24 protein-coding genes and 1 tRNA gene are annotated in these 25,007 nt (G+C 64.7%); 12 read left to right on the top strand and 13 right to left on the bottom strand.

Annotated elements, in window-relative coordinates; translation table 11 throughout:
- The 4 genes from IVB47_RS09995 to IVB47_RS09980 all read left to right on the top strand — a co-directional run.
- Positions 1-786, top strand: a 786-nt coding sequence (locus tag IVB47_RS09995; protein ID WP_247461291.1) for a PD-(D/E)XK nuclease family protein, incomplete at its 5' end; no start/stop codon positions are given.
- A complete protein-coding gene (gene addA / locus IVB47_RS09990; RefSeq protein ID WP_247461289.1) occupies positions 780-4,289 on the top strand; it encodes a double-strand break repair helicase AddA in 3,510 nt (1,169 codons plus the stop codon). The genes IVB47_RS09995 and addA, both read left to right, overlap by 7 nt.
- Positions 4,290-4,352: 63 nt before the next feature.
- Positions 4,353-4,673 (top strand): thioredoxin, encoded by a 321-nt coding sequence (trxA, locus tag IVB47_RS09985; protein ID WP_007598398.1) that lies wholly within the window; start codon positions 4,353-4,355, stop codon positions 4,671-4,673.
- Positions 4,674-4,815: 142 nt separating this feature from the next.
- Complete coding sequence (locus tag IVB47_RS09980) at positions 4,816-5,829, top strand: ATP-dependent DNA ligase (RefSeq protein WP_247461373.1); 1,014 nt, start codon at positions 4,816-4,818, stop codon at positions 5,827-5,829.
- 17 nt (positions 5,830-5,846) lie between these two features.
- Here the strand turns inward: IVB47_RS09980 and IVB47_RS09975 are convergent, their stop codons facing one another.
- The 12 genes from IVB47_RS09975 to aroA form a co-directional block, all read right to left on the bottom strand.
- The gene (locus tag IVB47_RS09975; RefSeq protein WP_247461287.1) at positions 5,847-6,587 is read right to left on the bottom strand and encodes a metallophosphoesterase family protein; all 741 of its coding nucleotides are present in this window, start codon (positions 6,585-6,587) and stop codon (positions 5,847-5,849) included.
- A 31-nt stretch (positions 6,588-6,618) separates the two neighbouring features.
- A complete protein-coding gene (locus tag IVB47_RS09970) occupies positions 6,619-7,962 on the bottom strand; it encodes a folylpolyglutamate synthase/dihydrofolate synthase family protein (RefSeq protein WP_247461285.1) in 1,344 nt (447 codons plus the stop codon).
- The gene (gene accD, locus IVB47_RS09965) at positions 7,959-8,900 is read right to left on the bottom strand and encodes an acetyl-CoA carboxylase, carboxyltransferase subunit beta (protein ID WP_018455765.1); all 942 of its coding nucleotides are present in this window, start codon (positions 8,898-8,900) and stop codon (positions 7,959-7,961) included. The genes IVB47_RS09970 and accD overlap by 4 nt, the downstream gene beginning before the upstream one ends.
- Before the next feature lie 137 nt (positions 8,901-9,037).
- Positions 9,038-9,874: a tryptophan synthase subunit alpha gene (gene trpA / locus IVB47_RS09960; RefSeq protein WP_247461283.1), complete on the bottom strand. Its 837-nt coding sequence runs from the start codon at positions 9,872-9,874 to the stop codon at positions 9,038-9,040.
- On the bottom strand, positions 9,871-11,088 hold the full coding sequence (gene trpB, locus IVB47_RS09955; protein ID WP_247461281.1) for a tryptophan synthase subunit beta: 1,218 nt from the start codon (positions 11,086-11,088) through the stop codon (positions 9,871-9,873). Before trpB ends, trpA begins: the two co-directional genes overlap by 4 nt.
- Complete coding sequence (locus IVB47_RS09950) at positions 11,085-11,756, bottom strand: phosphoribosylanthranilate isomerase (protein ID WP_027566164.1); 672 nt, start codon at positions 11,754-11,756, stop codon at positions 11,085-11,087. The genes trpB and IVB47_RS09950 overlap by 4 nt, the downstream gene beginning before the upstream one ends.
- Positions 11,757-11,837: 81 nt before the next feature.
- Positions 11,838-12,230, bottom strand: a complete 393-nt coding sequence (locus tag IVB47_RS09945) for a lipopolysaccharide assembly protein LapA domain-containing protein (protein WP_247285093.1) — start codon at positions 12,228-12,230, stop codon at positions 11,838-11,840.
- Between the two features lie 71 nt (positions 12,231-12,301).
- Complete coding sequence (locus IVB47_RS09940; protein WP_007598410.1) at positions 12,302-12,607, bottom strand: integration host factor subunit beta; 306 nt, start codon at positions 12,605-12,607, stop codon at positions 12,302-12,304.
- 172 nt (positions 12,608-12,779) lie between these two features.
- Positions 12,780-13,760, bottom strand: a complete 981-nt coding sequence (gene sppA, locus IVB47_RS09935; RefSeq protein WP_247405051.1) for a signal peptide peptidase SppA — start codon at positions 13,758-13,760, stop codon at positions 12,780-12,782.
- A gap of 323 nt (positions 13,761-14,083) precedes the next feature.
- Positions 14,084-15,790, bottom strand: coding sequence for a 30S ribosomal protein S1 (gene rpsA / locus IVB47_RS09930; protein ID WP_027566167.1), 1,707 nt, complete (start codon positions 15,788-15,790; stop codon positions 14,084-14,086).
- A 267-nt stretch (positions 15,791-16,057) separates the two neighbouring features.
- Entirely contained in the window at positions 16,058-16,696 is a 639-nt protein-coding gene (cmk, locus tag IVB47_RS09925) for a (d)CMP kinase (RefSeq protein WP_027514724.1), read from the bottom strand.
- Positions 16,693-18,030: a 3-phosphoshikimate 1-carboxyvinyltransferase gene (aroA, locus tag IVB47_RS09920; RefSeq protein WP_247461279.1), complete on the bottom strand. Its 1,338-nt coding sequence runs from the start codon at positions 18,028-18,030 to the stop codon at positions 16,693-16,695. Before aroA ends, cmk begins: the two co-directional genes overlap by 4 nt.
- Positions 18,031-18,202: 172 nt before the next feature.
- On the opposite strand from aroA, the gene IVB47_RS09915 reads away from it, so the two are divergent.
- The 3 genes from IVB47_RS09915 to IVB47_RS09905 all read left to right on the top strand — a co-directional run bounded on the left by IVB47_RS09915 (position 18,203) and on the right by IVB47_RS09905 (position 19,133).
- The gene (locus IVB47_RS09915) at positions 18,203-18,613 is read left to right on the top strand and encodes a TIGR02300 family protein (RefSeq protein ID WP_007598417.1); all 411 of its coding nucleotides are present in this window, start codon (positions 18,203-18,205) and stop codon (positions 18,611-18,613) included.
- A 66-nt stretch (positions 18,614-18,679) separates the two neighbouring features.
- Positions 18,680-18,755, top strand: a tRNA-Ala gene (locus IVB47_RS09910).
- Positions 18,756-18,890: 135 nt separating this feature from the next.
- Positions 18,891-19,133 carry a GIY-YIG nuclease family protein gene (locus tag IVB47_RS09905; RefSeq protein ID WP_247461277.1) on the top strand — a complete coding sequence of 81 codons (243 nt, stop codon included), beginning with the start codon at positions 18,891-18,893 and terminating at the stop codon, positions 19,131-19,133.
- Between the two features lie 17 nt (positions 19,134-19,150).
- Here the strand turns inward: IVB47_RS09905 and IVB47_RS09900 are convergent, their stop codons facing one another.
- Positions 19,151-19,612 carry a MarR family transcriptional regulator gene (locus tag IVB47_RS09900; RefSeq protein WP_247461275.1) on the bottom strand — a complete coding sequence of 154 codons (462 nt, stop codon included), beginning with the start codon at positions 19,610-19,612 and terminating at the stop codon, positions 19,151-19,153.
- 154 nt (positions 19,613-19,766) lie between these two features.
- On the opposite strand from IVB47_RS09900, the gene IVB47_RS09895 reads away from it, so the two are divergent.
- The 5 genes from IVB47_RS09895 (at position 19,767) to ugpE (ending at position 24,897) form a co-directional block, all read left to right on the top strand.
- Complete coding sequence (locus IVB47_RS09895; RefSeq protein ID WP_247461273.1) at positions 19,767-20,192, top strand: organic hydroperoxide resistance protein; 426 nt, start codon at positions 19,767-19,769, stop codon at positions 20,190-20,192.
- Positions 20,193-20,366: 174 nt separating this feature from the next.
- On the top strand, positions 20,367-21,584 hold the full coding sequence (locus IVB47_RS09890; protein WP_247461271.1) for a CaiB/BaiF CoA-transferase family protein: 1,218 nt from the start codon (positions 20,367-20,369) through the stop codon (positions 21,582-21,584).
- A 219-nt stretch (positions 21,585-21,803) separates the two neighbouring features.
- Positions 21,804-23,120 (top strand): sn-glycerol-3-phosphate ABC transporter substrate-binding protein UgpB, encoded by a 1,317-nt coding sequence (gene ugpB / locus IVB47_RS09885; protein WP_027566173.1) that lies wholly within the window; start codon positions 21,804-21,806, stop codon positions 23,118-23,120.
- A 47-nt stretch (positions 23,121-23,167) separates the two neighbouring features.
- Positions 23,168-24,049, top strand: coding sequence for a sn-glycerol-3-phosphate ABC transporter permease UgpA (ugpA, locus tag IVB47_RS09880; protein WP_007603953.1), 882 nt, complete (start codon positions 23,168-23,170; stop codon positions 24,047-24,049).
- Positions 24,049-24,897 (top strand): sn-glycerol-3-phosphate ABC transporter permease UgpE, encoded by an 849-nt coding sequence (gene ugpE, locus IVB47_RS09875; protein ID WP_247461268.1) that lies wholly within the window; start codon positions 24,049-24,051, stop codon positions 24,895-24,897. The genes ugpA and ugpE overlap by 1 nt, the downstream gene beginning before the upstream one ends.
- Positions 24,898-25,007: the final 110 nt, after the last annotated feature.

Raw genomic sequence — 25,007 nt, 5'->3', positions numbered from 1 at the left:
GACGCGCTCGATCCCGTCGACATGCCGCTGTCGGCCGCCGACCGCGGCTCGGCGATCCACGATGCGCTCGGGGAGTTCACGGAACGCTACGCCACGAATCTGCCCGACGATCCCGCGAGGGTGCTGCGCGCGATCGGCGAAAAATACTTCGCGCCGCTGATGGAGCGACCCGAGGCGCGGGCGCTGTGGTGGCCGCGCTTCCAGCGCATCGCGCGCTGGTTCGGCGAATGGGAAACGGCGCGGCGCGACGCGATCGAGGCGATCGCCGCGGAAACTCGCGGCGAGATTTCGATCCCGCTCGACCATGGGCGCAGCTTCCGTCTCTCCGCCCGCGCCGACCGCATCGAACGGCGCCAGGGCGGCGGATACGTCATCCTCGACTACAAGACCGGCCAGCCGCCGACCGGCAAGCAGGTCCGCATGGGCCTGTCGCCGCAGCTCACGCTGGAAGCCGCAATCCTGCGCGAGGGCGGTTTTCCCGACATCGACGCCGGCGCGTCCGTGAGCCAGCTCGTCTATGTTCGCCTGAGCGGCAACAATCCGCCGGGCGAAGAACGCATTCTCGAGCTCAAATATAGGCAAGGCGACGAGCCACAGCCGCCGGACACCGCGGCTGCCGAGGCCAGGGCCAAGCTCGAGGCGCTGATCCGCGCCTTCGAGGACGAGAACCAGCCCTACACCTCGTTGAACCTGCCGATGTGGACCAACCGCTACGGCGCCTATGACGATCTTGCCCGGATCAAGGAATGGTCCGCGGCCGGCGGATTGGGGATCGAGGAATGGTGAAGGCACCGCGCCCTATCCCGGATGAAGTGCGCGCGCGACAAGCGCGCGCATCGGATCCGACCGCCTCGGCTTTCGTGTCGGCCAATGCCGGCTCGGGCAAGACCCATGTGCTGGTGCAGCGGGTGATCCGCCTGCTGCTCGCGGGCGTGCCGCCGGAAAAGATTCTCTGCATCACCTTCACCAAGGCGGCCGCCGCCAACATGGCCGAGCGCGTGTTCACCACGCTCGGGCATTGGGTGACACTCGACGACACCGCACTCGATGCAGCGATTCGCGCGGTCGGCATCCCGCACCCCACTGCAAAATTGCGGCGCGACGCACGGAAGCTGTTCGCCTGTGCGTTGGAGACGCCGGGCGGGCTGAAGGTGCAGACCATCCACGCGCTGTGCACCCGCCTGCTCCAGCAGTTTCCGTTCGAGGCCAATGTCCCCGCGCGCTTCGCCGTGATCGACGAGCGCGACCAGACCGACATGATGGAACGCGCCAATCTGAAGGTGCTGCTGGAGGCCGCGCGCGACCCTGACAGCGTCACCGGCCGCGCGCTGCTGACCGCGATGGCGAGCGCCGCCGATGTCACCTTCAAGGAAGTGGTGCGCGAGGCTTGCCTGAGCCACGATCACTTCATGGCCTGGACCGATGAAGCCGGCAGCGCGGAGCTGGCTGCGGCGCAGATGGCGGCCGCGCTGGGCGTGGACGCGAGCGATCGGATTGAGGACGTCGAGACCGAGATTGTCGACGGTCCATTCCTGCCGCGATCGCGCTGGGATGACATCGCTTTTGCACTGGAGGACGGCAGCAAATCCGACAACGACCAGGCCTGCCGGCTTCGCGAGGCAAAGGTGTTTTCCGGCGGCGCGCAGGTCGATGCCTTTCTCAGCGTTTTCCTGACCGACGAAAAGCTGCCGCGCAAGGCGGTGCTGACCAAGAAGTTCTGCGACCACAACCCGTCCGTCGCCCGCCTGTTTGAGAACGAGGCGCAGCGCGTCAGTGGGTTGATCGAGAAGCGCCGTGCGGTGACCATGCGGGACCGCACCGCCGCCCTGCTGCATATCGCGACGGCGGCTGCCGCAAACTACCGCCGCGAAAAGCAGGAGCGCGGTCTGCTTGACTATGACGATCTCATCGACAAGACGCTCGCGATGCTCGACCGCGTTTCCTCCGGCTGGGTGCATTACAAGCTCGACCGCGGCGTCGATCACGTGCTGATCGACGAAGCCCAGGACACCAGTCCGCGGCAATGGGACATCGTCGCGCACATCATCTCGGAGTTCACCGCCGGCGAAGGTGCGCGCGAGGGCCTGAACCGCACTGTCTTCGCTGTCGGCGACGAGAAGCAGTCGATCTTCTCGTTTCAGGGGGCTCAGCCCCGAGAATTCGACGCGCGCCGGCGCGAGCTGCACCGCAAGTTCACGGCCGCCGGACTGAAATTCGATCCGGTCGCCTTCACCTATTCCTTCCGCTCTGGCGCTGCGATCCTGCATTCGGTCGACCACGTCTTCCGCGAGCCCGCGATCTACAAGAGTATCCATTCGCTCGAGACTGGTCATCCTCTGCACAATGCACTCGGTGATGCCGGTCCCAGCGTGATCGAGCTGTGGGACCTTGCGGAGGCCGACGACAGGCAGGAGATCGAGGGCTGGCGCGCGCCGTTCGACGGCGTCGCCGCCACCAGCCCCGAGGTGAAGCTCGCGCGCCGCATCCAGACCGAGATCAAGCGGCTGGTCGAAAGCGGCACGCTCACCGGGCACGAAGGCGAGCGCCGTCCCTTGCGCTATGGCGACATGCTGATCCTGGTGCGGCGGCGCGGCAATGCGTTCGACGCTGTGATCCAGGCGCTGAAGCACGCCAATGTTCCGGTCGCCGGCGCCGACCGGCTCAAGCTCACCGAGCACATTGGAATCATCGACCTGATGAATCTTGCGGACGCGCTGCTGCTGCCGCAGGACGATCTCGCGCTCGCGGTGGCGCTGAAGAGTCCGCTGTTCGGGCTCGACGACGACGATCTGTTCCAGTTGGCCTGGAATCGCAAGGGATCGCTGCGCCGCGCGCTTGGCGAGCATGCCGCGACAAGCGAAAAATTCACCGCAGCGTTGCGACGCCTCGAAGCGTGCGAAACCCGAGCCCGCGAGGAGACGCCGTTCGCCTTTTACGCCTGGCTGCTCGGGGGCGACGGCGGACGCGCGCGCATGCTGCGCCGGCTCGGCCATGAGGCCAATGACGCGCTCGACGAATTCCTGGAGCTGGCGCTGAATTACGAGCGCAAGGCGCCGGCCTCGCTGCAGGGTTTCATGGCCTGGCTGCGCTCGGCCGATACCGAGGTGAAGCGCGACATGGAGATCTCGCGCGACGAGGTGCGGGTGATGACCGTGCACGGCGCCAAGGGCCTGGAGGCCTCGGTCGTGTTCATGGTCGACACCACATCGTCGCCCGCGGATTCGCAGCGGCTGCGGCTGATCCAGGTCCCGCGCGGCAATGGCGGCGAGGTGGTGGTCTGGGCCGGACGCAAGGCGGACGATCCCAAGCCCGTCGCCGACGCCCGCAAGGCGATGCTCGAGGAGACCGAGGACGAATATCGCCGCCTGCTCTACGTTGCGATGACGCGCGCCGCCGACCGGCTCATCGTCGGCGGCTGCATGCCCGGCAACATGAAGACGGTCCGCAAGCTGAGCTGGTACGATCTGGTCGACACCGGGCTCGCCGGCTCGGGCCTGGCGAAAGAGACGATCGAGACGCCGCTGGGAAAGGTGACGCGCTTCTCCCGACCGGAGGATGTCGTGGCGCTGGGCACGCCCGCGGCGTCCTTGGACCAGGGGACCGCGCTTCCGGACTGGCTGCGGACACGGGCACCGCGCGAGACCATCGACGACGATCCGGTGCGCCCCTCCGGCCAGCCGTCCGGGGACGGCCGCGCCGTGCTGTCGGGCGAATCAGTGCAGTCCCGCGCGCTCGCGCTGCAACGCGGCACGCTGGTGCATCGGCTGCTGCAATCGCTCCCCGACATCGCCACTGAGCGCCGGCGCGAGGCCGCGCTCGGCTTCATGGCGCGCAATGCCGCGGACTGGGCGGAGGCTGACCGCGCCGCGCTGGCCGACAAGGTGCTCGCCTTGATCGCCGAGCCGCGGTTTGCGCCGGTGTTTGCCGCCGGCAGCCGGGCGGAGGTCGCGATCGTCGGCCGGCTGGAACGGCCGGGCCACGCCCCGGCACTGGTGTCCGGCCAGATCGACCGGCTGGTCGTTCGGCCGGATGAGGTCCTGATCGCCGATTTCAAGACCAATCAGTCGGCTCCCAAGAGCGCCGCCGCAGCGCCCGCCGCCTATGTCCGGCAGCTTGCGCTGTACCGGGCGGTGCTTTCGAAGCTTTATCCCCAAAAGCCGGTCCGCGCCGTCCTGCTCTGGACCGAGGCCCTTGAATATATGGAGATTTCGGCTCCCGCGCTGGACGCGGCGCTGGCATCTCTTCATCTCGGTGTGAGCGTCCTTGACCCGGCAAGGAGCCATTCATAGGTTGACGCCATGATCTCGGGCGCGATTCCCGTCGCGCCCTTCTCTCAGGTACGAGGTACTCCCATGGCCGTTGGTAAGGTTTCTGACACCGATTTCGAAGCCGAAGTGCTCAAGGCAAACGGCCCCGTGGTCGTCGATTTCTGGGCCGAGTGGTGCGGCCCCTGCCGCATGATCGCACCCGCGCTCGACGAGATCGCCGGCGCGATGGGCGACAAGGTCAAGATCGTGAAGCTCAACGTCGACGAGAGCCCGAAGACCGCGTCGAAATATGGCGTGATGTCGATCCCGACCCTGATGATCTTCAAGGGCGGCGAGATGGCCTCTCGTCAGGTCGGCGCTGCGCCGAAGGCGAAGCTGCAGCAGTGGATCACCTCCGCGGTCTGATCCGCGCCTGCACGAAATTATTTTTGGAAACGGCCGGCGAAAGCCGGCCGTTTTGCGTTGATGGGACAGTTCCAGCGTAAGACGAGTCCTGCCTGTGCCTTCCCCTGCAAGACGCGCGCGAAAATCGACATCTCTCGTGGCGATGGAGGCGCGCTCGGTCGATGCGATCCCGCGCGGCAAGGAGTGGCAATACGAGCCGAAATGGGATGGCTTCCGCTGCCTGCTGTCGCGCAACGGCGGCAGCATTGACCTGCGCTCGAAATCCGGCGAAGACCTCGCGCGCTATTTCCCCGAGATCGTCGCCGCAGCGCTGAAGCTGAAGGCGGATCGCTTCACGCTCGACGGCGAGATCGTCGTGCCGCATGGCAAGCGGTTTTCCTTCGACGCGCTGCTGCAACGCATTCACCCTGCGGCGAGCCGTGTGAAGAAGCTCTCGGAGGAAACGCCAGCGCTGTATCTCGGCTTCGATCTGCTTGCGACGACCAGGGAGAAACAGCTTGCCGAGCAGCCGCTGAGCGAACGGCGGCCGGCGCTGGAAGCGTTTGCCAAAGCCAATCTGAAAGGCAGCATCTTCCGCCTCTCACCGGCGACGACGAGCTACGCCATTGCGAAAAAGTGGCTGGCGCAATCCGGTGGCGGCTCGGACGGCGTCATCGCCAAGCGCGTCGACCTGCCCTACCAGGCGGGAAATCGCGACGGCATGCAGAAGATCAAGAAATTCCGCAGCGCCGATTGCGTGGTCGGCGGCTTCCGCTATGCCACCAACAAGATCGCCGGCCGCAAGGTGGTCGGGTCGCTGCTGCTCGGACTCTATGACGACGGAGGTCTCCTGCACCATGTCGGTTTCACCTCGGCAATCAAGGCGACGGAAAAGCCTGACCTGACCGATCGGTTAGAGGCGCTGATCGGCGAGCCGGGCTTCACCGGCAACGCGCCGGGCGGGCCGAGCCGCTGGTCCACCGAGCGGTCTGCGAAGTGGTGTCCGCTCAAGCCGAAGCTCGTGATCGAGGTCTGCTACGACCATTTCAGCGGCGACCGCTTTCGCCACGGTACCTCGATCCTGCGCTGGCGCCCCGACAAGGCCCCGCGGCAATGCAGCTTCGAGCAGCTGAAGCAGAAGGTGGTGGACCCGATAAAGCTGTTGAAACAGCTGTAGCCCAGATGGAGCGGCAACTATCCGAGCCATCCCGTCGCCAGCGCGTTCGCCAACTCCGGCTGGCCGTTGCGGCGAGCGAGCGCGGCCATCATCTCGTGATCGTAGACGACATGGCGGAACGTGACCTGCCAGGCGCCATCGGTTAGCTCGAGAATCGCATAGCGCGCGTGCGGTGTGCCGGCCTCGACGACATGCGGGAAAGGATGTTTGTCACGAAAACCTGGGCCGCCGACGCTGCCGGGATTGACGATCAGCCTTCCGTCCCGAAGTCGTACGGCACGGGCGAGATGGGTGTGGGCGCACAGGATCAGCGATTGCGCGATACCTTGCGCAAACTCTTCGATGCGATCGAGCGGCGACAGCGCCATCGCGCCGTCGGGATGCACGGTATCGAGCCAATAGACTTCGTCGCTGTCGGGCGTCGCGTGGCAGAGGAACACCTGCTCGCGAAACACGCGCGTCGCCGGTTGCGCGCGCAGCCAGTCGAGTTGCGCGGCATCGAGCGCGGCATGGGCCGGGCGATCCCACGAGCCCATCTTCTCCGGAGGACGGTCGAGCAGATAGCGATCGTGATTGCCGAGCACGTGCACCGCGTCGAGCTTCATCAGAATCTCGATCGTGCGGCGCGCATCGAGCGGGCCGCTGAGCATATCGCCGAGATTGACGATGTCGGAGACGCCCTGCGCGCGGATGTCGGCGAGCACAGCTTCCAGCGCGAGGTAGTTTCCGTGGACGTCGGCAATCGCGGCAAAACGCATGGGTCTTCCTGTAGCCCGGATGGAGCGAAGACTATAAAGGAGGCGTGCCGTTGATGGCGAGCACGTGGCCGGCGAGATAGAGCGAGCCGGTGATCAGGATGCGCGGCGGCACTTCGTAGGCGAGCTTCGCCAAGGCGCGCAGTGCGGCCTCGACGCCGGGCGCGGGCTCGACGCGCATGCCGAGGCTGCGGGCGGCATCCGTGAGCCGGTCGACCGGCATGGCATTGTCGGTGTCAGGAATCGGCACCGCGATGATGTGGCGGGTCAGACCGGCGAAATTGGCGAGAAAGGCTTGCGCGTCCTTGTTGGCCATCATGCCGGCGATCACGACCAGCGGCCGCGACACCCGCTCTTCGAGATCGCCAAGCGCGGCCGCCGCGACGCGTCCGCCCTCCGCATTGTGGCCGCCGTCGAGCCAGATCTCCGATCCCTGAGGGCCGAGAGCGAGCAGCTCGCCCGACGCGATGCGCTGCATCCGTGCCGGCCATTCCGCGCCGACGATCCCGGCCTCGAATGCCGCCTGGCTGATCTTGAAGGCGTTGGTGGCCCGCAGCGTCGCGATCGCGAGGCCGGCATTGTCGAACTGGTGGCGGCCGAACAGACGCGGCGCCGTGAGATCCATCAGGCCGCGCTCGTCGGAATAGACCAGCCGCCCGTTTTCGACGTTGACGTGCCAGCTCTCGCCCGCGGCAAACAATGGGGCGCGCATGCGCTTGGCCTGCGCCTCGATCACGGCCATCGCCTCAGCCGACTGCTCCGCGCAAACCACAGGCACGCCGCGCTTGATGATCGCGGCCTTTTCGCCCGCGATCGACGTCAAGGTGTCGCCCAGAAAATCCAAGTGGTCCATGCTGACAGGCGTGATCACGCAGGCTGCCGGCGCGTCGACGACGTTGGTGGAATCGAGCCGGCCACCAAGGCCGACCTCCAGCAGAACCACATCGGCGGGGTTCTGCGCGAACAGGTGAAACGCCGCCGCCGTCTTGAGCTCGAACACGGTGGCCGGCTCGCCGGCATTGACACGCTCGACCTGTTCCAGCGCCGCGCGCAATTCGTCGTCGCCGACCAGCACACCGCCACCGACGCGGCCGAGCCGGAAACATTCGTTGATGCGAACGAGATAGGGCGACGTGTAGGCGTGGACGCGCAGGCCGGCGGCCTCCAGCGTCGCGCGCAGATAAGCGAGCGTCGAGCCCTTGCCGTTGGTACCGGCGATGTGGATCACCGGCGGCAGCTTGCGCTCGGGATGACCGAGCCGGTCGAGCAGGCGGTGCATCCGCTCCAGCCCGAGATCGATGCGTTTCTGGTGCAGGGCCGACAGCCGCCCGATCAATTCGTCGAGCGGCGGCTTTGCGCGGTCGGAGGAAGCGTTCACGCGTGCGGCGCGGCCGGCGCCGTTTCGGGAGCCGATACGATCTGCGCCGGACTGACGACCGGCTGCACCGGCTTTGACGCGGTCTCAAGCGCCGGCGCCCTGGTCAACAGTCGGCAGAGCCGCGCCAGGGTCGGACGCAATTCGTGGCGGTGCACGACCATGTCGATCATGCCGTGCTCCTTGAGGTATTCGGCGCGCTGAAAACCCTCGGGGAGCTTTTCGCGAATGGTCTGCTCGATCACGCGCGCGCCGGCAAAACCGATCAGCGCGCCCGGTTCGGCGATCTGCACGTCGCCGAGCATCGCATAGGATGCGGTGACCCCGCCGGTGGTCGGATTGGTCAGCACGACGATGTAAGGCTGTTTTGCTTCACGCAGCATCTGCACCGCGACCGTGGTGCGCGGCATCTGCATCAGCGACAGGATGCCTTCCTGCATGCGCGCGCCACCACTGGCGGCGAACACGATGAAGGGCGACTTCTTCTCGACCGCGAGCTCGAGCCCGCGCACGATGGCTTCGCCCGCGGCCATGCCGAGCGAGCCGCCCATGAAGTCGAAATCCTGCACGGCGACGACGACGGCGGCACCTTCGAGCTTGCCGTAGCCGACCTTGATCGCGTCGTTCAGATTGGTCCGCGCGCGGGCATCCTTGATGCGATCGACGTACTTCTTCTCGTCACGGAACTTGAGCGGATCGGGCGTGACGTCAGGCAGCGCGACGTCGTACCAGGTCTCGTTGTCGAAAATCGACTTCAGACGCGCCACCGCATTCATGCGCATATGATAGTTCGAGCCGGGAATGACGAACTGGTTGGCTTCGACGTCCTTGTAGAACACGAGCTGTCCGGAATCCGGGCACTTGATCCACAGATTCTCCGGCGTCTCCCGCCGCAGCATGTTGCGGATCTTCGGCCGGACCACGTTGGTAAGCCAGTTCATGGTTTGCTCCGATGTGCGATCCCGCCTGGGGACCACCTGAAGGGATATATGGCGGCCGGGACCCGGCCCGGCAAGCCGCCGTATCGTCCGCCTTGCTCGTCGGACTTGCTCGTCGGATTTGGCAGCGGAATTATGGCCTATTCCGCCGCCTGTTGCGCGCCTTTGACGCCCTGGGCCAGTGCCGCCGTCAGCTCGGCGACGGCGTTGACGGTTTTGCCGGTGGCGCGCCCGTCCGCATCGAGGCTGTTCTTGAGGGCGTCGACCAGTGCGGTGCCGACCACGGCGCCATTGGCATGCGAGGCAATCGCGCGGGCGGTCTCCGGTGTACGGATGCCAAAGCCGACGCAGACCGGCAGTTTTGTGTGCCGCTTGATACGGGCAACTGCCTCGCCGACGGCCGTGGAGTCCGCGGCCGCAGCGCCGGTGATGCCGGTGATAGAGACATAGTAGACGAAGCCTGAAGTGTTGGCGAGCACCGCCGGCAGACGCTTGTCGTCGGTCGTTGGCGTTGCAAGCCGAATGAAGTTGAGGCCGGCCTTCATCGCGGGCAGGCAGAGCTCGTCGTCCTCTTCCGGCGGCAGGTCGACGATGATGAGGCCGTCGATGCCGGCACTCTTCGCATCGGCCAGGAATTTGTCGACGCCATAGATGTAGATCGGGTTGTAGTAGCCCATCAGCACGATGGGTGTGGTGTTGTCGTCCTTGCGGAGGCCGCGCACGAGATCGAGCGTCTTCTTCAGCGTCATGCCGGCCTTGAGCGCGCGCAGGCCTGCCGCCTGGATCGACGGACCGTCGGCCATCGGATCGGTGAAAGGCATGCCGAGCTCGATCACATCGGCGCCCGCTTTCGGTAGCGCCTTGATGATCTCGAGCGAGGTCGCCGGATCGGGATCGCCGGCCATCACGAAAGTGACAAAGGCCGCGCGGCCGGCTTTCTTCAGCTCGGCGAAACGGGTGTCGATACGCGTGGTCACTTGCTCTTGCCCCTCAGGATCTCGCCGACCTGCGGGACGTCCTTGTCGCCGCGGCCGGAGAGGTTGACGACCATCAGGTGATCTTTTGTCCGCTTCGGCGCGAGCTCCATCACCTTGGCGATGGCATGTGCCGGCTCGAGCGCGGGGATGATGCCTTCCAGCTTTGACAGCAACTGGAACGCTGCGAGCGCCTCGTCGTCGGTCGCGGAGAGATAGTTCACGCGGCCGATCTCGTGCAGCCAGGAGTGCTCGGGGCCGATGCCGGGATAGTCGAGGCCGGCGGAGATCGAATGCGCGTCCTGGATCTGGCCGTCCGCATCCATCAGCAGATAAGTGCGGTTGCCGTGCAGCACGCCGGGACGGCCGCCCGCGATCGATGCCGCATGCAGTTGCGTCAGTCCGTGGCCCGCAGCTTCGACGCCGAAGATCTCGACGGTGGAATCGTCGAGGAACGGATGGAACAGGCCCATGGCGTTGGAGCCGCCGCCGATGCAGGCGACCAGCGAATCCGGCAGCCGGCCTTCAATCTCCTGCATCTGCGCCTTGGTCTCGTTGCCGATGATCGACTGGAAGTCGCGCACCAGCGTCGGATAGGGATGCGGACCCGCGACCGTCCCGATGCAGTAGAAGGTGTTGTGCACATTGGTGACCCAGTCGCGCAGCGCCTCGTTCATGGCGTCCTTCAGCGTGCGCGTGCCCGACTGCACTGGAATGACCGTTGCGCCCAGCATCTCCATCCGGATGACGTTGGGCTGCTGCCGCTCGACGTCGACGGCGCCCATATAGACGATGCATTCCAGGCCGAAGCGCGCACACAGCGTCGCGGTGGCGACACCGTGCTGGCCGGCGCCGGTCTCGGCGATGATGCGCTTCTTGCCCATGCGTCGCGCCAGCATGATCTGGCCGAGCACGTTGTTCACCTTGTGCGAGCCGGTGTGGTTGAGCTCTTCGCGCTTGAGGTAGATTTTCGCGCCGCCGAGATGCTCGGTCAGACGCTCGGCGAAATAGAGCGGCGAGGGCCGGCCGACATAATTCTTGAGATAGCCGTTCATCTCGGTCTGGAAGGCCGGGTCGGCCTTGGCCTCGGTGTAGGCTTTCTCCAGATCGAGGATCAGCGGCATCAGGGTTTCGGCAACGAAGCGTCCGCCGAAAATGCCAAAATGGCCGCGCTCGTCGGGGCCGCTGCGATAGGAATTGGGTTTTACAACATTCATCGGACGCTCAACTCTTGACTTGCATCTTGGCTTGCGCGCGCGGCGCGAATGAAGGCCTTGATCATCTCGGGGTCTTTCACGCCTGGGGCGCTCTCGACACCGGAGGAGACGTCGACGCCACCGGCCCGGGTGACGCGAACGGCTTCGGCGACGTTGTCGGCGCTGAGGCCGCCCGAGACCATATACGGCACCGCGAGCTCCAGGTTTCCGAGCAGATGCCAATCAAACGGTGCACCGAGGCCGCCCGGCCGCGTTGCGTCCTTCGGTGCGCGCGCATCGAACAGGATGCGTTCGGCAACCTCTGCGTAACCGGGCAGCACGGCGAGATCGGCTGATGTTGCGACCGGCACGACCTTCATCACCGGACGACCGAACCGTTGCCTGATGTCGCGCAGCCGGGCCACGCTCTCCGTGCCATGAAGCTGGAACATGTCCGGCGACAGCGCGTCCATGATGTTGTCGAGCGTGGCATCGTCGGCATCGACGGTGAGCGCGACCTTGAGCGCGCGCCGCTTCACCTGCCGGCCGAGCTCCCGGCCGGCTTCCAGCGACAAATGTCGCGGCGACGGCGGGAAGAACACGAAACCCACCATGTCGGCACCCGCCTCGAGCGCCGTTTCGAGCGTCTCGGGCGTGGACAGGCCGCAGATTTTGACGAGCAAGGACATGTTCTCGACGGATATGGGCTCAAAGCAAATGGAGGCCGCAGGTCCGCGGCCGGAAAACGGGCTTTTCGGTTGCGGCCGCTTCTACAACGTCGCGCGCTGCTTGTCTCGCCCGACGGACCCGTAAAGCCCCACCCCGGAGGGAACGGGGAGGCGCTGGGACTCAGGCCTTGCTGCGGCAGACTGGGCCCGCAGATCGGCCAGCTCGCCTCGCGCGGCCCGCGCATCCGCGTCATGCCGGCGCGCAGCACGCCGCCAGTGCCGCTGGCCCAACCAGACGGCACAACCACCCGCGACCACCCCGAGCGCAGCCACCACGATCAGGAGCAGGAACAGCGGCAGCGTGACCGAGAATGACGGGTCGTTGGACACGAAGGGATCGAACGAGACCGTGACGAAATGCCGGTTGGCGACGGCAAAGACCATCAGGATCAGGCCCAGCGGAATCACGACCAGCGCGGTCAGGAATTTTCGCATCTCGGCTCGCTCGCCTTGAATCAAGGTTGCGGCCGCATCGCTGGCGACCGCGGGAAACCCTGAGGTGGACCTCAGTCTGGCGCGCCTGGATCCGGATGGTCGCGATTCAGCCGTTCGCGCATTTCCTTGCCGGTCTTGAAGAACGGAACGCTCTTCTGATCGACAGGCACATGGGCGCCGGTGCGCGGATTGCGCCCTGCGCGTGCAGGGCGATGCTTGACCGAGAAGGCACCGAAGCCGCGCAACTCGACGCGGTCACCGCGCGCGAGAGCCGCTACGATCTCTTCGAGAATCGCATTCACAATGTTCTCGACATCCCGCTGGTACAGATGCGGGTTGTGCTCGGCGATACGCTGAACAAGTTCGGATTTGATCATCGAGAGATAGGACCCGGGAGCGTGCGGACGACCATTTCCGTGAAAATACCGTGATCTGTCAAGACGCTAAATGAAGGTTGAGCGTCGTGAAAATACGTGACAAATGCCGAAAAAGCAGGCTGGCCCTGCACGCGCCGAACGGGAAAAACCTCTGGGGCTCGCCCGGTTCCGGTCAGTTCGACGCCGCCGGCTGCCACAAGGCGAGCATTCCATCCATTCCGAGCCGATCAACCGCCTGCACGACGCCGGTTTGCGCGATTTGATGCGCAATCGAGCCTAAACCCAGTGCTTCCAGCGTCACTGCGGCCGCCGTCTTGAGGAACGGCAGATCGCTGAAGCGCGGCTGCAGCTTGTAATCGCGCACGGAGAGCCCCTTCTTGACGCCCTTCTGCTCGACCAGCCAGGTCACCGCGGTCTTCTCGTCGCCGATCTGATCGATCAGCTTGAGATCGATGGCCTGGCGTCCGGTGAAGACACGGCCATCAACCACTTTCTCGAGCTGCGTGTCATCCATGCCACGCCGCTCCTTCACCAATCCCTTGAACCAGGCATAGGAATCCTTCACCAGCGCATCGAGCGCCGCCCGTGCCTCGGGGCTGGTCGGCTCGAAACCGTTGGGCGCGGCCTTCAGCGGCGTGGATTTTACCTCCTCCACCTTGACGCCGACGGTCTTCAACAGCTCCGAGACGTTCGGGAATTGGAACAGCACGCCGATCGAGCCGACCAGCGAGCTCTGCTGGGCGATGATGTGATCGCTCGCGATCGCGGTGATGTAGCCGCCGGAGGCGGCGAGGCCTTCGACGACCACGACGAGCGGCTTCTTTGCCTTCAGCCGTACCAGCGAATCATAGAGCTGCTCGGAGCCGGCGGTGGTGCCGCCCGGCGAATTGACGTGAACGATGACGGCGGCAGCCTGCGAATTCTCCAGCCGTTCCAGCGCCTGCGTGCGATCGGAATCGCTGCGGATCAGGCCGTCGATCTGGACCCGCGCGATCGAGCCGGCGGACGCGAACGTGCCGCGCGCACCCGGCGTCGCGACCAGCGCGAAACCTGCGATCGCCGCGACCGCGATCAGCGCGGCCAATACGCGCCAGAACGTCAGCTTGCGGCGGATCCTGCGGCGATCGACGATGATGTCCGAATCGAGCGACATCTCAATATCTCCAAATGAAAGGCCAAGCGCGTTGTGCCGTCGCAGCGTCAGCATTGGCTTATCTGGATACATCAATTGCGGCGCAATTAGAAGAAAACAAGGCCGGCTGCGGCATGGGCCACGACGTAGCGACACACTCAGTGTCGTCCCGGCGAAGGCCGGGACCCATAACCACAGGGAGTAGTTCGGCGAAGACCCGTGGCCTCGGCACTCCTACCGCCCATCATCGATAGGTCACGCGGTATGAGTCCCGGCCTTCGCCGGGACGACAAAAAAGCCCCGGCTTGCGCCGGGGCTTTGATGCAGAGAAACCTGCGTTTCGCTTACTTGGTGTCGCGGTTCTTGAGCGCGGTGCCGAGGATGTCGCCGAGCGTCGCCCCCGAATCGGAGGAGCCGTACTGCGCGATGGCTTCCTTCTCTTCGGCGACTTCGAGCGCCTTGATCGACACCTGGACCTTGCGGGCCTTCTTGTCGAACTGGATCACGCGGGCATCGACCTTCTCGCCGACGGCGAAGCGTTCGGCGCGCTGATCGTTGCGGTCACGAGCGAGCTCCGAGCGCTTCACGAAAGTGGTGAAGTCGGTACCGGTGATCTTCACCTCGATGCCGCTCTCCTTCACTTCGATCACTTCGCAGGTCACGACCGCGCCCTTCTTGACATCGCCCGGCTCGGCGAAGGGGTCGCCTTCGAGCTGCTTGATGCCGAGCGAAATACGCTCCTTCTCGACGTCCACATCGAGCACCACGGCCTTCACCATGTCGCCCTTCTTGTAGTTGTCGATCACCTGCTCGCCCGGCTGCTTCCAGTCGAGGTCGGAGAGATGGACCATGCCGTCGACGTCGCCCTCGAGGCCCAGGAACAGACCGAACTCGGTCTTGTTCTTGACTTCGCCCTCGACCGTCGAACCGGTCGGGTGACCTTCGACGAAGACCTCCCACGGGTTGCGCATGGTCTGCTTGAGGCCGAGCGAGATGCGGCGCTTGACGGAATCCACTTCCAGCACCTGCACTTCGACTTCCTGCGAGGTCGAAACGATCTTGCCGGGGTGCATGTTCTTCTTGGTCCACGACATCTCGGAGACGTGGATCAGGCCTTCGATGCCCGGCTCGAGCTCGACGAACGCGCCGTAGTCGGTGATGTTGGTGACGCGACCGGTGAAGCGGGCACCCAGCGGGTACTTGGCTTCGATGCCCTGCCACGGATCGTCCAACAGCTGCTTCATGCCCAGCGAGATGCGGTGCGTCTCGTGGTTGATCTTGATGATCTTGACCTTCACGGTCTGGCCGATCGAGAGCACTTCGGTCGGATGGTTGACGCGGCGCCACGCGATATCGGTGACGTGCAGCAGACCGTCGATGCCGCCGAGATCAACGAACGCACCGTAATCGGTGATGTTCTTGACCACGCCGTCGATGACCTGACCCTCTTCGAGGTTCTGCACCAGCTCCTGACGCTGCTCGGCGCGAGTCTCTTCGAGAACCGTGCGGCGCGACACGACGATGTTGCCGCGGCGACGGTCCATCTTGAGGATCTGGAACGGCTGCGAGTTGTTCATCAGCGGCGCAACGTCGCGGATCGGACGGATGTCGACCTGCGAACGCGGCAGGAAGGCCACGGCACCGTCGAGGTCGACAGTGAAGCCGCCCTTGACCTGGTTGAAGATAACGCCGTTGACCTTCTCGTTGTTCTGGAAGGCCTTCTCGAGCTTGCCCCAGCTCTCTTCGCGGCGCGCCTTGTCGCGCGACAGCACGGCTTCGCCGAGAGCGTTCTCGATCCGATCGAGGAACACTTCAACCTCGTCGCCGACCTTGAGCTCGCTGTCGCGGCCGGGGCCGGAAAATTCGCGCAGGGCAACGCGGCCCTCGGTCTTCAGGCCGACGTCGATGACGGCCATGTCCTTTTCGATTGCAACAACCTTGCCCTTGATGACTGAGCTTTCCTGCAGGTTGCCGCCTGCGAAGGACTCGTCGAGCATCGCGGCGAAATCGTCGCGCGACGGGCTATAGGTATCAGCAGAAGTCGAAGCCATTTGTTCTCCAGTTGCGGATGTCATGCCGGCCGTTGGGTTCTTGGGCGCACCGTACGCGCAGTGTCGGAAGGTCCGCAGAACCTTCGAGCGACCGCTCGCTGCTCCGACCTGGAGGGCGGAACAGCGGAAGCGGGCCGGCTGAGGCCCGCGCATTCGATACGTGGAAATCTTTTGTCCGGAACCTGGATCGCGTCGGCCCCAAGCAGGGACCGAGAGTATCGACCTCAAAGAGCGGGAGCGGGCGCTTCCTCCAATGACGGCAGCGGCTTAACCCCGCGACCGGCCCGCTCGGACGGCCTCGATAATGTCGATGGCGGCCCGGACGCCGCCTTCTATATCCAGTTGGGAGTTATCTAGCAAGTAAGCATCCGCGGCCGGCTTCAGGGGCGCGATCGCCCGGTTTTTGTCGCGTTCGTCGCGCTGGATGATGTCGGCGAGCACGGCCGCCTCGTCGGCCTCCTCGCCCCGCGCCTTGGCCTCCATGGTCCGGCGGCGGGCGCGGACCTTGGGGTCGGCCACGACGAAGATCTTCACGTCGGCATGGGGGCAGATCACGGTTCCAATATCCCGACCGTCGAGCACGGCGCCGGGCGGATCGGCGGCGAATTGCCGCTGAAAGCTGACCAGGGCCTCGCGCACCCTTGGGATCGCCGAGACGATGGAGGCGCCCTCGCCGGCCTTCTGGGTCTTCAAGGCGGGATTGCCGAACTTCTCGGGATCGAGTTCCAACGCCGCAGCGACCGCAGCTGCCTCGTCCCGGAGATCATGCCCGGACTGCATCAGGGAATAGGCCACCGCGCGATAGATAACGCCGGTATCAAGGTGACGGTAGCCGTAATGGTGGGCAAGACGCTTGCCGAGCGTGCCCTTGCCCGACGCCGCGGGTCCGTCGATGGCGATGATCATGAAAACTCGGCCCCAAGCGAACGCATCATCGGGATGAAATCCGGAAAACTGGTGGCGATGAAGGCGGTGTCATCGACGGTCACCGGCTGGTCCGACGCGCAGCCCATCACCAGCGCGGACATCGCGATGCGATGGTCCATGTGGGTGGCCACGACGCCGCCGCCGGGAACGTGGCCGCGGCCTTCGACGATCAAATCGTCGCCGGAGACCTCGACCTTGACGCCGTTGACGCGGAGCATGGCGGCGGTGGCTTCGAGACGGTCGGATTCCTTGACGCGGAGCTCCTGGAGGCCGCGCATGATGGTCGTGCCCTCGGCGAAGGCGGCCGCCACCGCCAGCACCAGATATTCGTCGATCATCGACGGTGCGCGCTCCGGCGGCACCTCGACACCGCGCAATTTCGAGGCGCGTACGCGCAGCTTTGCCATCGGCTCGCCGGCGTCGCCGCGAACTTCACTTTCCTCGATCGAGGCACCCATTTCGCGCAGCGTGGTGAAAAGACCGGTGCGCAGCGGATTGGTCATGACATCAGACAGGACGAGGTCGGAACCTTCGACGATCAGCGCAGCAACGATGGGGAACGCCGCCGACGAGGGATCGGCGGGCACGACGACATTGGCCCCATGCAGCTCAGGCTGCCCCACGAGCGTGATACGGCGGCCGTGCTGACCTTCCTGCACCGAGCTGATCTCGGCGCCGAAATGCTTGAGCATCAGCTCGGTGTGGTCGCGACTCGCCTCGGTCTCGATGACCGTGGTGATGCCGGGCGCGGCCAGGCCCGCGAGCAGCACGGCGGATTTGATCTGGGCCGAGGCGACTGGGGTCTTGTAGGTGATCGGCAGCGGATCGCGCGCACCCTGGACGGTCAGCGGCAGGCGGCCGCCCTCGCCGCCGGAGACGACCTTCGCACCCATCTTTTCCAGCGGGTCCAGAATCCGGCGCATGGGCCGGGTGCGCAGCGAGGCATCGCCGTCGAAAATCGCAGAGATCGGGCAGCCCGCGACGGCGCCCATGACGAGCCGGCAGCCGGTGCCGGAGTTGCCGAAATCCAGCGGCACTTTGGGCTCCGCGAAGCCCGCGACACCCACGCCGTTCACCTTCCAGGCGAAATCGCCTGTGCGCTCGACCCTGGCGCCAAGCGCCTGCATGGATTTGGCGGTGTTAAGCACGTCCTCGCCCTCGAGGAGGCCCGAAATCCGCGTCTCTCCGACCGCGAGCGCGCCGAGGATGAGGGCACGGTGGGAGATCGACTTGTCTCCGGGCACCCGTACTTTCCCGGTCAGGGGGCCGCTGGCGCGCGACTGGAGCGGCGTCGGCTTGTCGGAATCGGTCAACTTTGTGTCCTTGGATAGGCCCGAAACGTCCCTGCGGGACTCGCGGGGCAGGTACCACATGGCCTCCCCGCCGTCACGGGCATGTCGTTCTCCCGCAATGCGCTATTGACAGCGGGCCGCCAACTAGCCAAGTGAAGCACCGCTTTTCAGACATTTCCAGGATTCCTCTGCCGTGGCCAAGTCCGAACTCGGAACTAAACGTATTTGCCCGACCACGGGCAAAAAGTTCTATGACCTCAACAAGAATCCGGTGATCTCGCCCTATACCGGTGAAGTCGTGCCGATCGCGCCCATCGCGCCGGCTCGCGCACCCCGCGGCGCCGAAGCCCGCCACGCTGCCGCTGCCGCCGACGCCACGCCGGAGCCGGCGGAGGTCGAGGAGGTCTCGCTCGAGGAGGCCGATGCGGAGGAGAACACCGGCAAGGTCAAGGCCGTCGTGCCCGAATCCGAGGACGACATCGAAGTCGATGAGACCATCGAGGACGATGACGACGACGATTCGACCTTTATCGCCGACGACGAAGAAGGCGATGAGGACGTGACCGACATCATTGGTGATGTCGGCGGTGACGAAGAGACTTGAGATAATTCCAGAACTGTGGTTCTGGGTCTTTCCCGACGCGTCGCCCAAGGCGCGTCGGACGGTTAAGGGGCCATAGCTCAGCTGGGAGAGCGCGTCGTTCGCAATGACGAGGTCGGCGGTTCGATCCCGCCTGGCTCCACCACGCTTCGCCCTTCAGGCTACGCGTGGCGCAGCCGCGCACAGCCTGAAGGGCGAAGCGTGGTGTCCGGCGAAGCCCGAAGGGCGAAGACGGACTGGTGAGATTCCGACACAGCGGCTGCCCAGGCGATAATCGTCAATGTGGTACGTCTACATCCTCCGCAGCATCGAATGTCCTGAGCAGGAATACGTTGGGGCTACGGAAGATCTGAAGCGCCGGATTCCAGAGCACAATGCTGGCAAATCCACCCACACCGCCAAGTTCAAGCCTTGGAAGCTGATCTGGTACTGCGCTTTCCCTGACAAGTACAAAGCGCTCGCTTTTGAAGCGTACCTGAAGTCTCACTCCGGCCGGGCCTTCACAAAGAAGCGGCTGTCCTAAGCACGCACTTCTAACCCCTACCCCCCAATCACCGCATTCAACCGATCGCGCAGCGCCACGATCTCGTCCTTCATCGCGACCAGTTCCGAGACCGAGCAGTCCGTCGCCGCCAGGATCGATTGCGGCACGGCGCGCGCCTTGTCCTTCAAGGCGTGGCCCTGCGGCGTCAACGCGATCAGCACCTGACGTTCGTCCTCGCTCGAGCGCGTGCGCTTGACGAGATGGGCCGCCTCGAGCCGCTTGAGCAGCGGCGTCAGCGTGCCCGAATCCAGGTGCAGCTTTTCGCCGATGCTCTTCACCGGCACGTCGTCGCGCTCCCACAGCACCAGCATCACCAGGTATTGCGGATAGGTCAGGCCGAGCCGGTCCAGCAGCGGCTTGTAGACGCGGTTGAAGGCATGCGCGGCCGAATAGACCGCGAAGCAGATCTGGTTATCGAGGCGAAGCGGCGCGTCCGCTGCCGAATGTTTCCGGGGCATCGAGAATCTCACGGGACTTGCTCCATTCTGGGGCCGGCCGGCGGCATATTCAATTGCGAACAATTAAATGTGAGGCACCGTAATTTAAATTGCGCACAATCTAATTGCTTGCGATAAGGATCGCACCCCACCCGAGAAACACAGGGAGACGAAAGTGTCAGTGAACGTCCTCTACAAGACCAGCGCAAAGGCCACCGGCGGCCGCGACGGCCATGCCGCGACCCTCGATGGCGCGCTCGACGTCAAGCTCACCACGCCGAAGGAACTCGGCGGCGGAGGCGGTACCGGCAACAATCCCGAGCAGCTGTTTGCGGCGGGCTATGCCGCCTGCTTCATCGGCGCGATGAAGTTCGTCTCCTCGCAGGGCGGCCCCAAGGTTCCGGCCGACGCCTCCGTGACCTCGACCGTCGGCATCGGCCCGCGCGCGGCCGGCGGCTTCGGTCTCGACATCGACCTTGCCGTCTCGCTGCCGGGCCTCGCCCGCGCGGAAGCCGAGGCGCTGGTCGAGAAGGCGCACCAGGTGTGCCCGTATTCCAACGCGACGCGCGGCAATGTCGACGTTCGCCTGACGGTCGTCTGAACGGGTAGCTGAAGCGGCTGGCCCGGGATCCCCTCGGGCCGGCCGCTTCCCATGATTTGCCATCCCGCGGGATTGCGGCGAGCGGCCTGCATGACGCCCTACGCGGGAAGCCATTGCCGGCCCGGACGAACCTCGTTAGGCCTGTGATCACATCGACACAGGGGACGCGAAGGGATGACTGAAGCCGCCAGTTCTGGAGCTGCCACAGGCGCAATGAGCGGCCTGCGCGTCATCGATCTCACGCGCGTGCTCGGCGGTCCCTATTGCACCCAGATCCTCGCCGACCATGGCGCCGACGTGATCAAGGTCGAGCCGCCCGCCGGCGACGAGGTACGCGACTGGGGCCCTCCCTTCCACGAAGAAGACGCGGCCTATTTCATCGGCATCAACCGCAACAAGCGCTCGATCGGCCTCGACCTCGCCTCCGAGGGCGGCCGGGCCGTGCTGCTCAAGATGCTGGAGAGCGCCGACGTCCTGATCGAGAACTTCAAGCCGGGCACGCTGGAGAAATGGGGCATCGGCAACGAGGTGTTGCGCGAAAAATTCCCGCGCCTCGTGCATTGCCGGATCTGCGGCTTCGGCGCCGACGGCCCGCGCGGCGGCAATCCCGGGTATGACGCCATCATCCAGGCCATGACCGGCATGATCGCGGCGACCGGCTCGCCCGAGAGCGGACCGATGCGGATCGGCGTGCCGCTGGTCGACATCGGCACCGGCCTCTATGCGGCGATCGGCATCCTGATGGCGCTGTCGGAGCGGCAGCGCTCGGGCCAGGGCCAATTCCTGGAGACCACACTGTACGAGACCGGTCTCGCCATCATGCATCCGCACACCGCGAATTATTTCATGCATGGCAAGCCGCCGTCGCTCACCGGCAACGAGCATCCCAACCTCGTGCCCTATGCGATCTTCCCGACCAAGACCGACAACATCTTCATCGGCGTCGGCAATGACGGCACCTTCCGCAAGCTCGCCAAGGAGATCGGCAAGCCCGAGCTCGGCACCGATCCGCGCTTTGCGCGCAACAAGGACCGCATCGCCAATCGCGAGGCACTGCGGGCCGAGCTCGCCGCCGTGTTCAGCCAGCACGAGGCCGAGCCGCTGTGCAATCGCCTGCTCGCCGCGGGCCTGCCAGCAGGGCCCGTGCAGAAGATCGACCAGGCGTTGACCAACCCGCACACGATCGCGCGCGGCGATATCATCGAGAAGGATTGGTACAAGGGCGTGGCATCCCCGATCCGGCTCGATCGCAGCAAGCCGAGCCTGCGGCGCCTGCCGCCGAAATTCAGCCAGCACGCGGCCGAGGTGCTGGGCGAATTCGGCTACTCCAGGTCCGAGATCGACGCGATGGTCGAGCAGGGCACGGTCTGCGGACCCGAGCGCAAGCGCTAGCGCCTCGCCTTCCTCATCCGACGGCAATGCCGCACTGCGGTGCGGGCGCTCTGTGCATCGCGAACGGAGGACGCTGCGCGCGCGGCATTCGCCTATTTGACAGCTTCCCTTTTCCAGCGCTTGCCGCTTTCGTTTCGGCCGCTTACACAGTCATGTGAACGTCATATGGCGCTGCTAGCGCAAGCGATCATTTTTGACGGCCCAAGGGAGGTTTACTTGATGGCTCTTCGACACTTTGGAGCGGCTGCCGCTATTGCACTCACGGTTGGACTATCGGCCTCACCGGCCTTGGCCGTGACCGAAATCCAGTGGTGGCACGCGATGACCGGCGCCAACAACGACGTCATCGTCAAGCTCGCCACCGACTTCAACGCGTCGCAGAGCGACTACAAGGTGATCCCGACCTACAAGGGCAACTATCCCGATACGATGAACGCCGGCATCGCGGCGTTCCGCGCCGGCAACGCCCCGCATATCATGCAGGTGTTCGAAGTCGGCACCGCGACCATGATGGCCGCGACCGGCGCCGTGAAGCCCGTCTACAAGTTGATGGCCGACGCCGGCGAGAAATTCGACCCCAAGATCTACCTGCCCGCCATCACCGGCTATTATTCGACGTCGAAGGGCGAGATGCTCTCATTCCCCTTCAACTCGTCCTCGACCGTGATGTGGGTCAACCTCGACGAGCTGAAGAAGGCGAACGTCGAGATTCCGAAGACCTGGCCCGAAACGTTCGAGGCCGCCAAGAAGCTGAAGGCTGCCGGTCACGACACCTGCGGCTTCTCGGGCTCCTGGATCACCTGGGTCAATCTCGAGCAGCTCTCGGCGTGGCACAACGTGCCGCTCGCCAGCAAGGCCAACGGCCTCGACGGCTTCGACACCGTGCTCGAGTTCAACGGACCGCTTCAGGTCAAGCATCTCGAAACCCTGGTCGAGCTGCAGAAGACCAAGACCTATGACTACGCCGGCCGCACCAACACCGGCGAGGGTCGCTTCACTTCCGGCGAGTGCCCGATCTACCTGACCTCGTCGGCCTTCTTCGGCAACGTCAAGGCGCAGGCCAAGTTCGCCTTCACCGCCGTGCCGATGCCGTATTATCCCGACGTCAAGGGCGCCCCGCAGAACTCGATCATCGGCGGCGCTTCGCTGTGGGTGATGGGCGGCAAGTCGGCCGAGGAATACAAGGGCGTCGCGAAGTTCCTGACCTTCCTCTCAGACACCGACCGCCAGGTCTATATCCACAAGGCCTCGGGCTATCTGCCGATCACCAAGGCGGCCTATGCCAAGGCGAAGGAAGAGGGCTTCTACAAGGATCAGCCCTATCTCGAGACCCCGCTGCTCGAGCTGACCAACAAGGAGCCGACCGAGAACTCGCGCGGCCTGCGCCTCGGCAACATGGTGCAGCTGCGTGACGTCTGGTCGGAAGAGATCGAGCAGGCGCTGGCCGGCAAGAAGACCGCCAAGCAGGCGCTGGATGCCGCCGTCGAGCGCGGCAACACGATGCTGCGGCAGTTCGAAAAGACCGCCGTCAAGTGAGGCAATGAGCGGCAGGCCGCGACCCGGCCTGCCGCTCTGCTGGCATCATGCAAAAGCAAGCCATTTTCCAGTCAAGGCTATTACCGTACGCGCTGGTTGCGCCGCAGCTCGCGATCGTCCTGATTTTCTTCTATTGGCCGGCCCTGCAGGCGGTGATCCAGTCCTTCCTGCTCCAGGATGCGTTCGGTCTGTCGACCACCTTTGTCTGGTTCGAGAATTACATCGAGCTGTTCAAGGACGCGGCCTATTTCGAGGCGATCGTCCGAACCTTCTTGTTCTCGTTCGCCATCGCCGTCTCGTCGCTGTCCTTCGCGCTGCTGCTCGCCGTGATGGCGGACAAGCCGCTGCGTGGCTCGATGCTCTACCGCACGCTCCTGATCTGGCCCTATGCGGTGGCGCCGCCCGTGGTCGGCGTGCTCTGGATCTTCATGCTGCATCCCTCGCTCGGCGTGCTCTCGCGCTATCTTCGCAACATGGGCATCGACTGGAATCCGCTGCTCGACGGCGACCAGGCCGCGGCGCTGATCATCCTCGCCGCCGCGTGGAAGCAGATCTCCTATAATTTCCTGTTCTTCCTCGCCGGCCTGCAAGCGATCCCGAAGAGCGTGTTCGAGGCCGCCGCGATCGACGGCGCCCGTCCGATGCGGCGGTTCTGGACCGTGACCTTCCCGCTGCTGTCGCCGACCATCTTCTTCCTGCTGGTGGTCAACATCGTCTACGCCTTCTTCGACACGTTCGGCATCATCGACACGATGACCCGCGGCGGTCCCGGAACGTCGACGGTCACGCTGGTCTACAAGGTCTATTCCGACGGTTTGCTCGGCGGCAATCTCGGCAGCTCGGCCGCGCAATCGGTGATCCTGATGGTCATGGTCATCGTGCTGACCGGAATCCAGTTCCGCTTCGTCGAACGCAAGGTGACCTACTGATGGTCGAGGAAGAGGGCTTCCGGCGCTACGTCGCCCACATCATCCTCTGGATCGGGATCGCGATCGTCGCCTTCCCGGTCTACATCGCGTTCGTCGCCTCGACCCAGGACAACGCGCTGATCGCCAACGGGCAGATGTCGCTGCTGCCGGGCGGTCATTTCTTCGACGTCTACTACCAGACCATTTTCGTCGGCACGAGCGGATCGACCCGCGAGCCCGTCGGCAACATGATGCTGAACTCGCTGGTGATGGCGCTGCTGATCGCGGTCGGAAAGATCGCGATCTCGATCATCTCGGCCTACGCGATCGTCTATTTCCGGTTTCCGTTCCGGATGCCTATCTTCTGGATCATCTTCATCACGCTGATGCTGCCGGTCGAGGTGCGCATCTATCCGACCTACAAGATCGTCGCAGATCTGCACATGCTCGACAGCTATGCGGGCCTCTCACTGCCGCTGATCGCCTCGGCCACCGCGACGCTGCTGTTCCGCCAGTTCTTCATGACCGTGCCCGACGAGCTGCTGGAGGCCTCGCGCATCGACGGCGCCGGTCCGCTGCGCTTCTTTTGGGACACGCTGCTGCCGCTGTCGCGCACCAACATGGCGGCGCTGTTCGTGATCCTCTTCATCCTCGGCTGGAATCAATACCTCTGGCCGCTGCTGATCACCACCCGCGACGACATGCAGACCATCCAGGTCGGCATCCGCAAGATGATCACCACCACCGACGCGCTGACCGAATGGCCGATCGTGATGGCGACCGCCGTGCTTGCGATGCTGCCGCCGGTTTTCGTCGTCGTCGTGATGCAGAAATTGTTCGTGCGCGGACTCGTGGAGACGGAAAAGTAGATCCCATGGCTAACGTCACCCTGCGCAACGTCCGCAAGACCTATCCCGGCGGCTTCGAGGCCATCAAGGGCGTCAACGTCGATGTCGGCGACGGCCAGTTCTGCGTGCTG

It is taken from the genome of Bradyrhizobium sp. 62 (genome assembly GCF_023073035.1).
Lineage (GTDB): Bacteria > Pseudomonadota > Alphaproteobacteria > Rhizobiales > Xanthobacteraceae > Bradyrhizobium.
Note: the sequence above shows the minus strand (reverse complement) of the source record. Positions and strands in the feature narration are given on the sequence as shown.

Excerpts from the sequence above, each read along its gene's own strand:
- addA (WP_247461289.1), top strand. The coding sequence starts at position 780 with ATGGTGAAGGCACCGCGCCCTATCCCGGATGAAGTGCGCGCGCGACAA.
- trxA (WP_007598398.1), top strand. The coding sequence starts at position 4,353 with ATGGCCGTTGGTAAGGTTTCTGACACCGATTTCGAAGCCGAAGTGCTC.
- IVB47_RS09980 (WP_247461373.1), top strand. The coding sequence starts at position 4,816 with ATGGAGGCGCGCTCGGTCGATGCGATCCCGCGCGGCAAGGAGTGGCAA.
- IVB47_RS09975 (WP_247461287.1), bottom strand. The coding sequence starts at position 6,587 with ATGCGTTTTGCCGCGATTGCCGACGTCCACGGAAACTACCTCGCGCTG.
- accD (WP_018455765.1), bottom strand. The coding sequence starts at position 8,900 with ATGAACTGGCTTACCAACGTGGTCCGGCCGAAGATCCGCAACATGCTG.
- trpB (WP_247461281.1), bottom strand. The coding sequence starts at position 11,088 with ATGAATGTTGTAAAACCCAATTCCTATCGCAGCGGCCCCGACGAGCGC.
- IVB47_RS09950 (WP_027566164.1), bottom strand. The coding sequence starts at position 11,756 with ATGTCCTTGCTCGTCAAAATCTGCGGCCTGTCCACGCCCGAGACGCTC.
- IVB47_RS09945 (WP_247285093.1), bottom strand. The coding sequence starts at position 12,230 with ATGCGAAAATTCCTGACCGCGCTGGTCGTGATTCCGCTGGGCCTGATC.
- IVB47_RS09940 (WP_007598410.1), bottom strand. The coding sequence starts at position 12,607 with ATGATCAAATCCGAACTTGTTCAGCGTATCGCCGAGCACAACCCGCAT.
- sppA (WP_247405051.1), bottom strand. The coding sequence starts at position 13,760 with ATGTCGCTCGATTCGGACATCATCGTCGATCGCCGCAGGATCCGCCGC.
- rpsA (WP_027566167.1), bottom strand. The coding sequence starts at position 15,790 with ATGGCTTCGACTTCTGCTGATACCTATAGCCCGTCGCGCGACGATTTC.
- cmk (WP_027514724.1), bottom strand. The coding sequence starts at position 16,696 with ATGATCATCGCCATCGACGGACCCGCGGCGTCGGGCAAGGGCACGCTC.
- IVB47_RS09905 (WP_247461277.1), top strand. The coding sequence starts at position 18,891 with ATGTGGTACGTCTACATCCTCCGCAGCATCGAATGTCCTGAGCAGGAA.
- IVB47_RS09900 (WP_247461275.1), bottom strand. The coding sequence starts at position 19,612 with ATGCCCCGGAAACATTCGGCAGCGGACGCGCCGCTTCGCCTCGATAAC.
- IVB47_RS09890 (WP_247461271.1), top strand. The coding sequence starts at position 20,367 with ATGACTGAAGCCGCCAGTTCTGGAGCTGCCACAGGCGCAATGAGCGGC.
- ugpB (WP_027566173.1), top strand. The coding sequence starts at position 21,804 with ATGGCTCTTCGACACTTTGGAGCGGCTGCCGCTATTGCACTCACGGTT.
- ugpA (WP_007603953.1), top strand. The coding sequence starts at position 23,168 with ATGCAAAAGCAAGCCATTTTCCAGTCAAGGCTATTACCGTACGCGCTG.
- ugpE (WP_247461268.1), top strand. The coding sequence starts at position 24,049 with ATGGTCGAGGAAGAGGGCTTCCGGCGCTACGTCGCCCACATCATCCTC.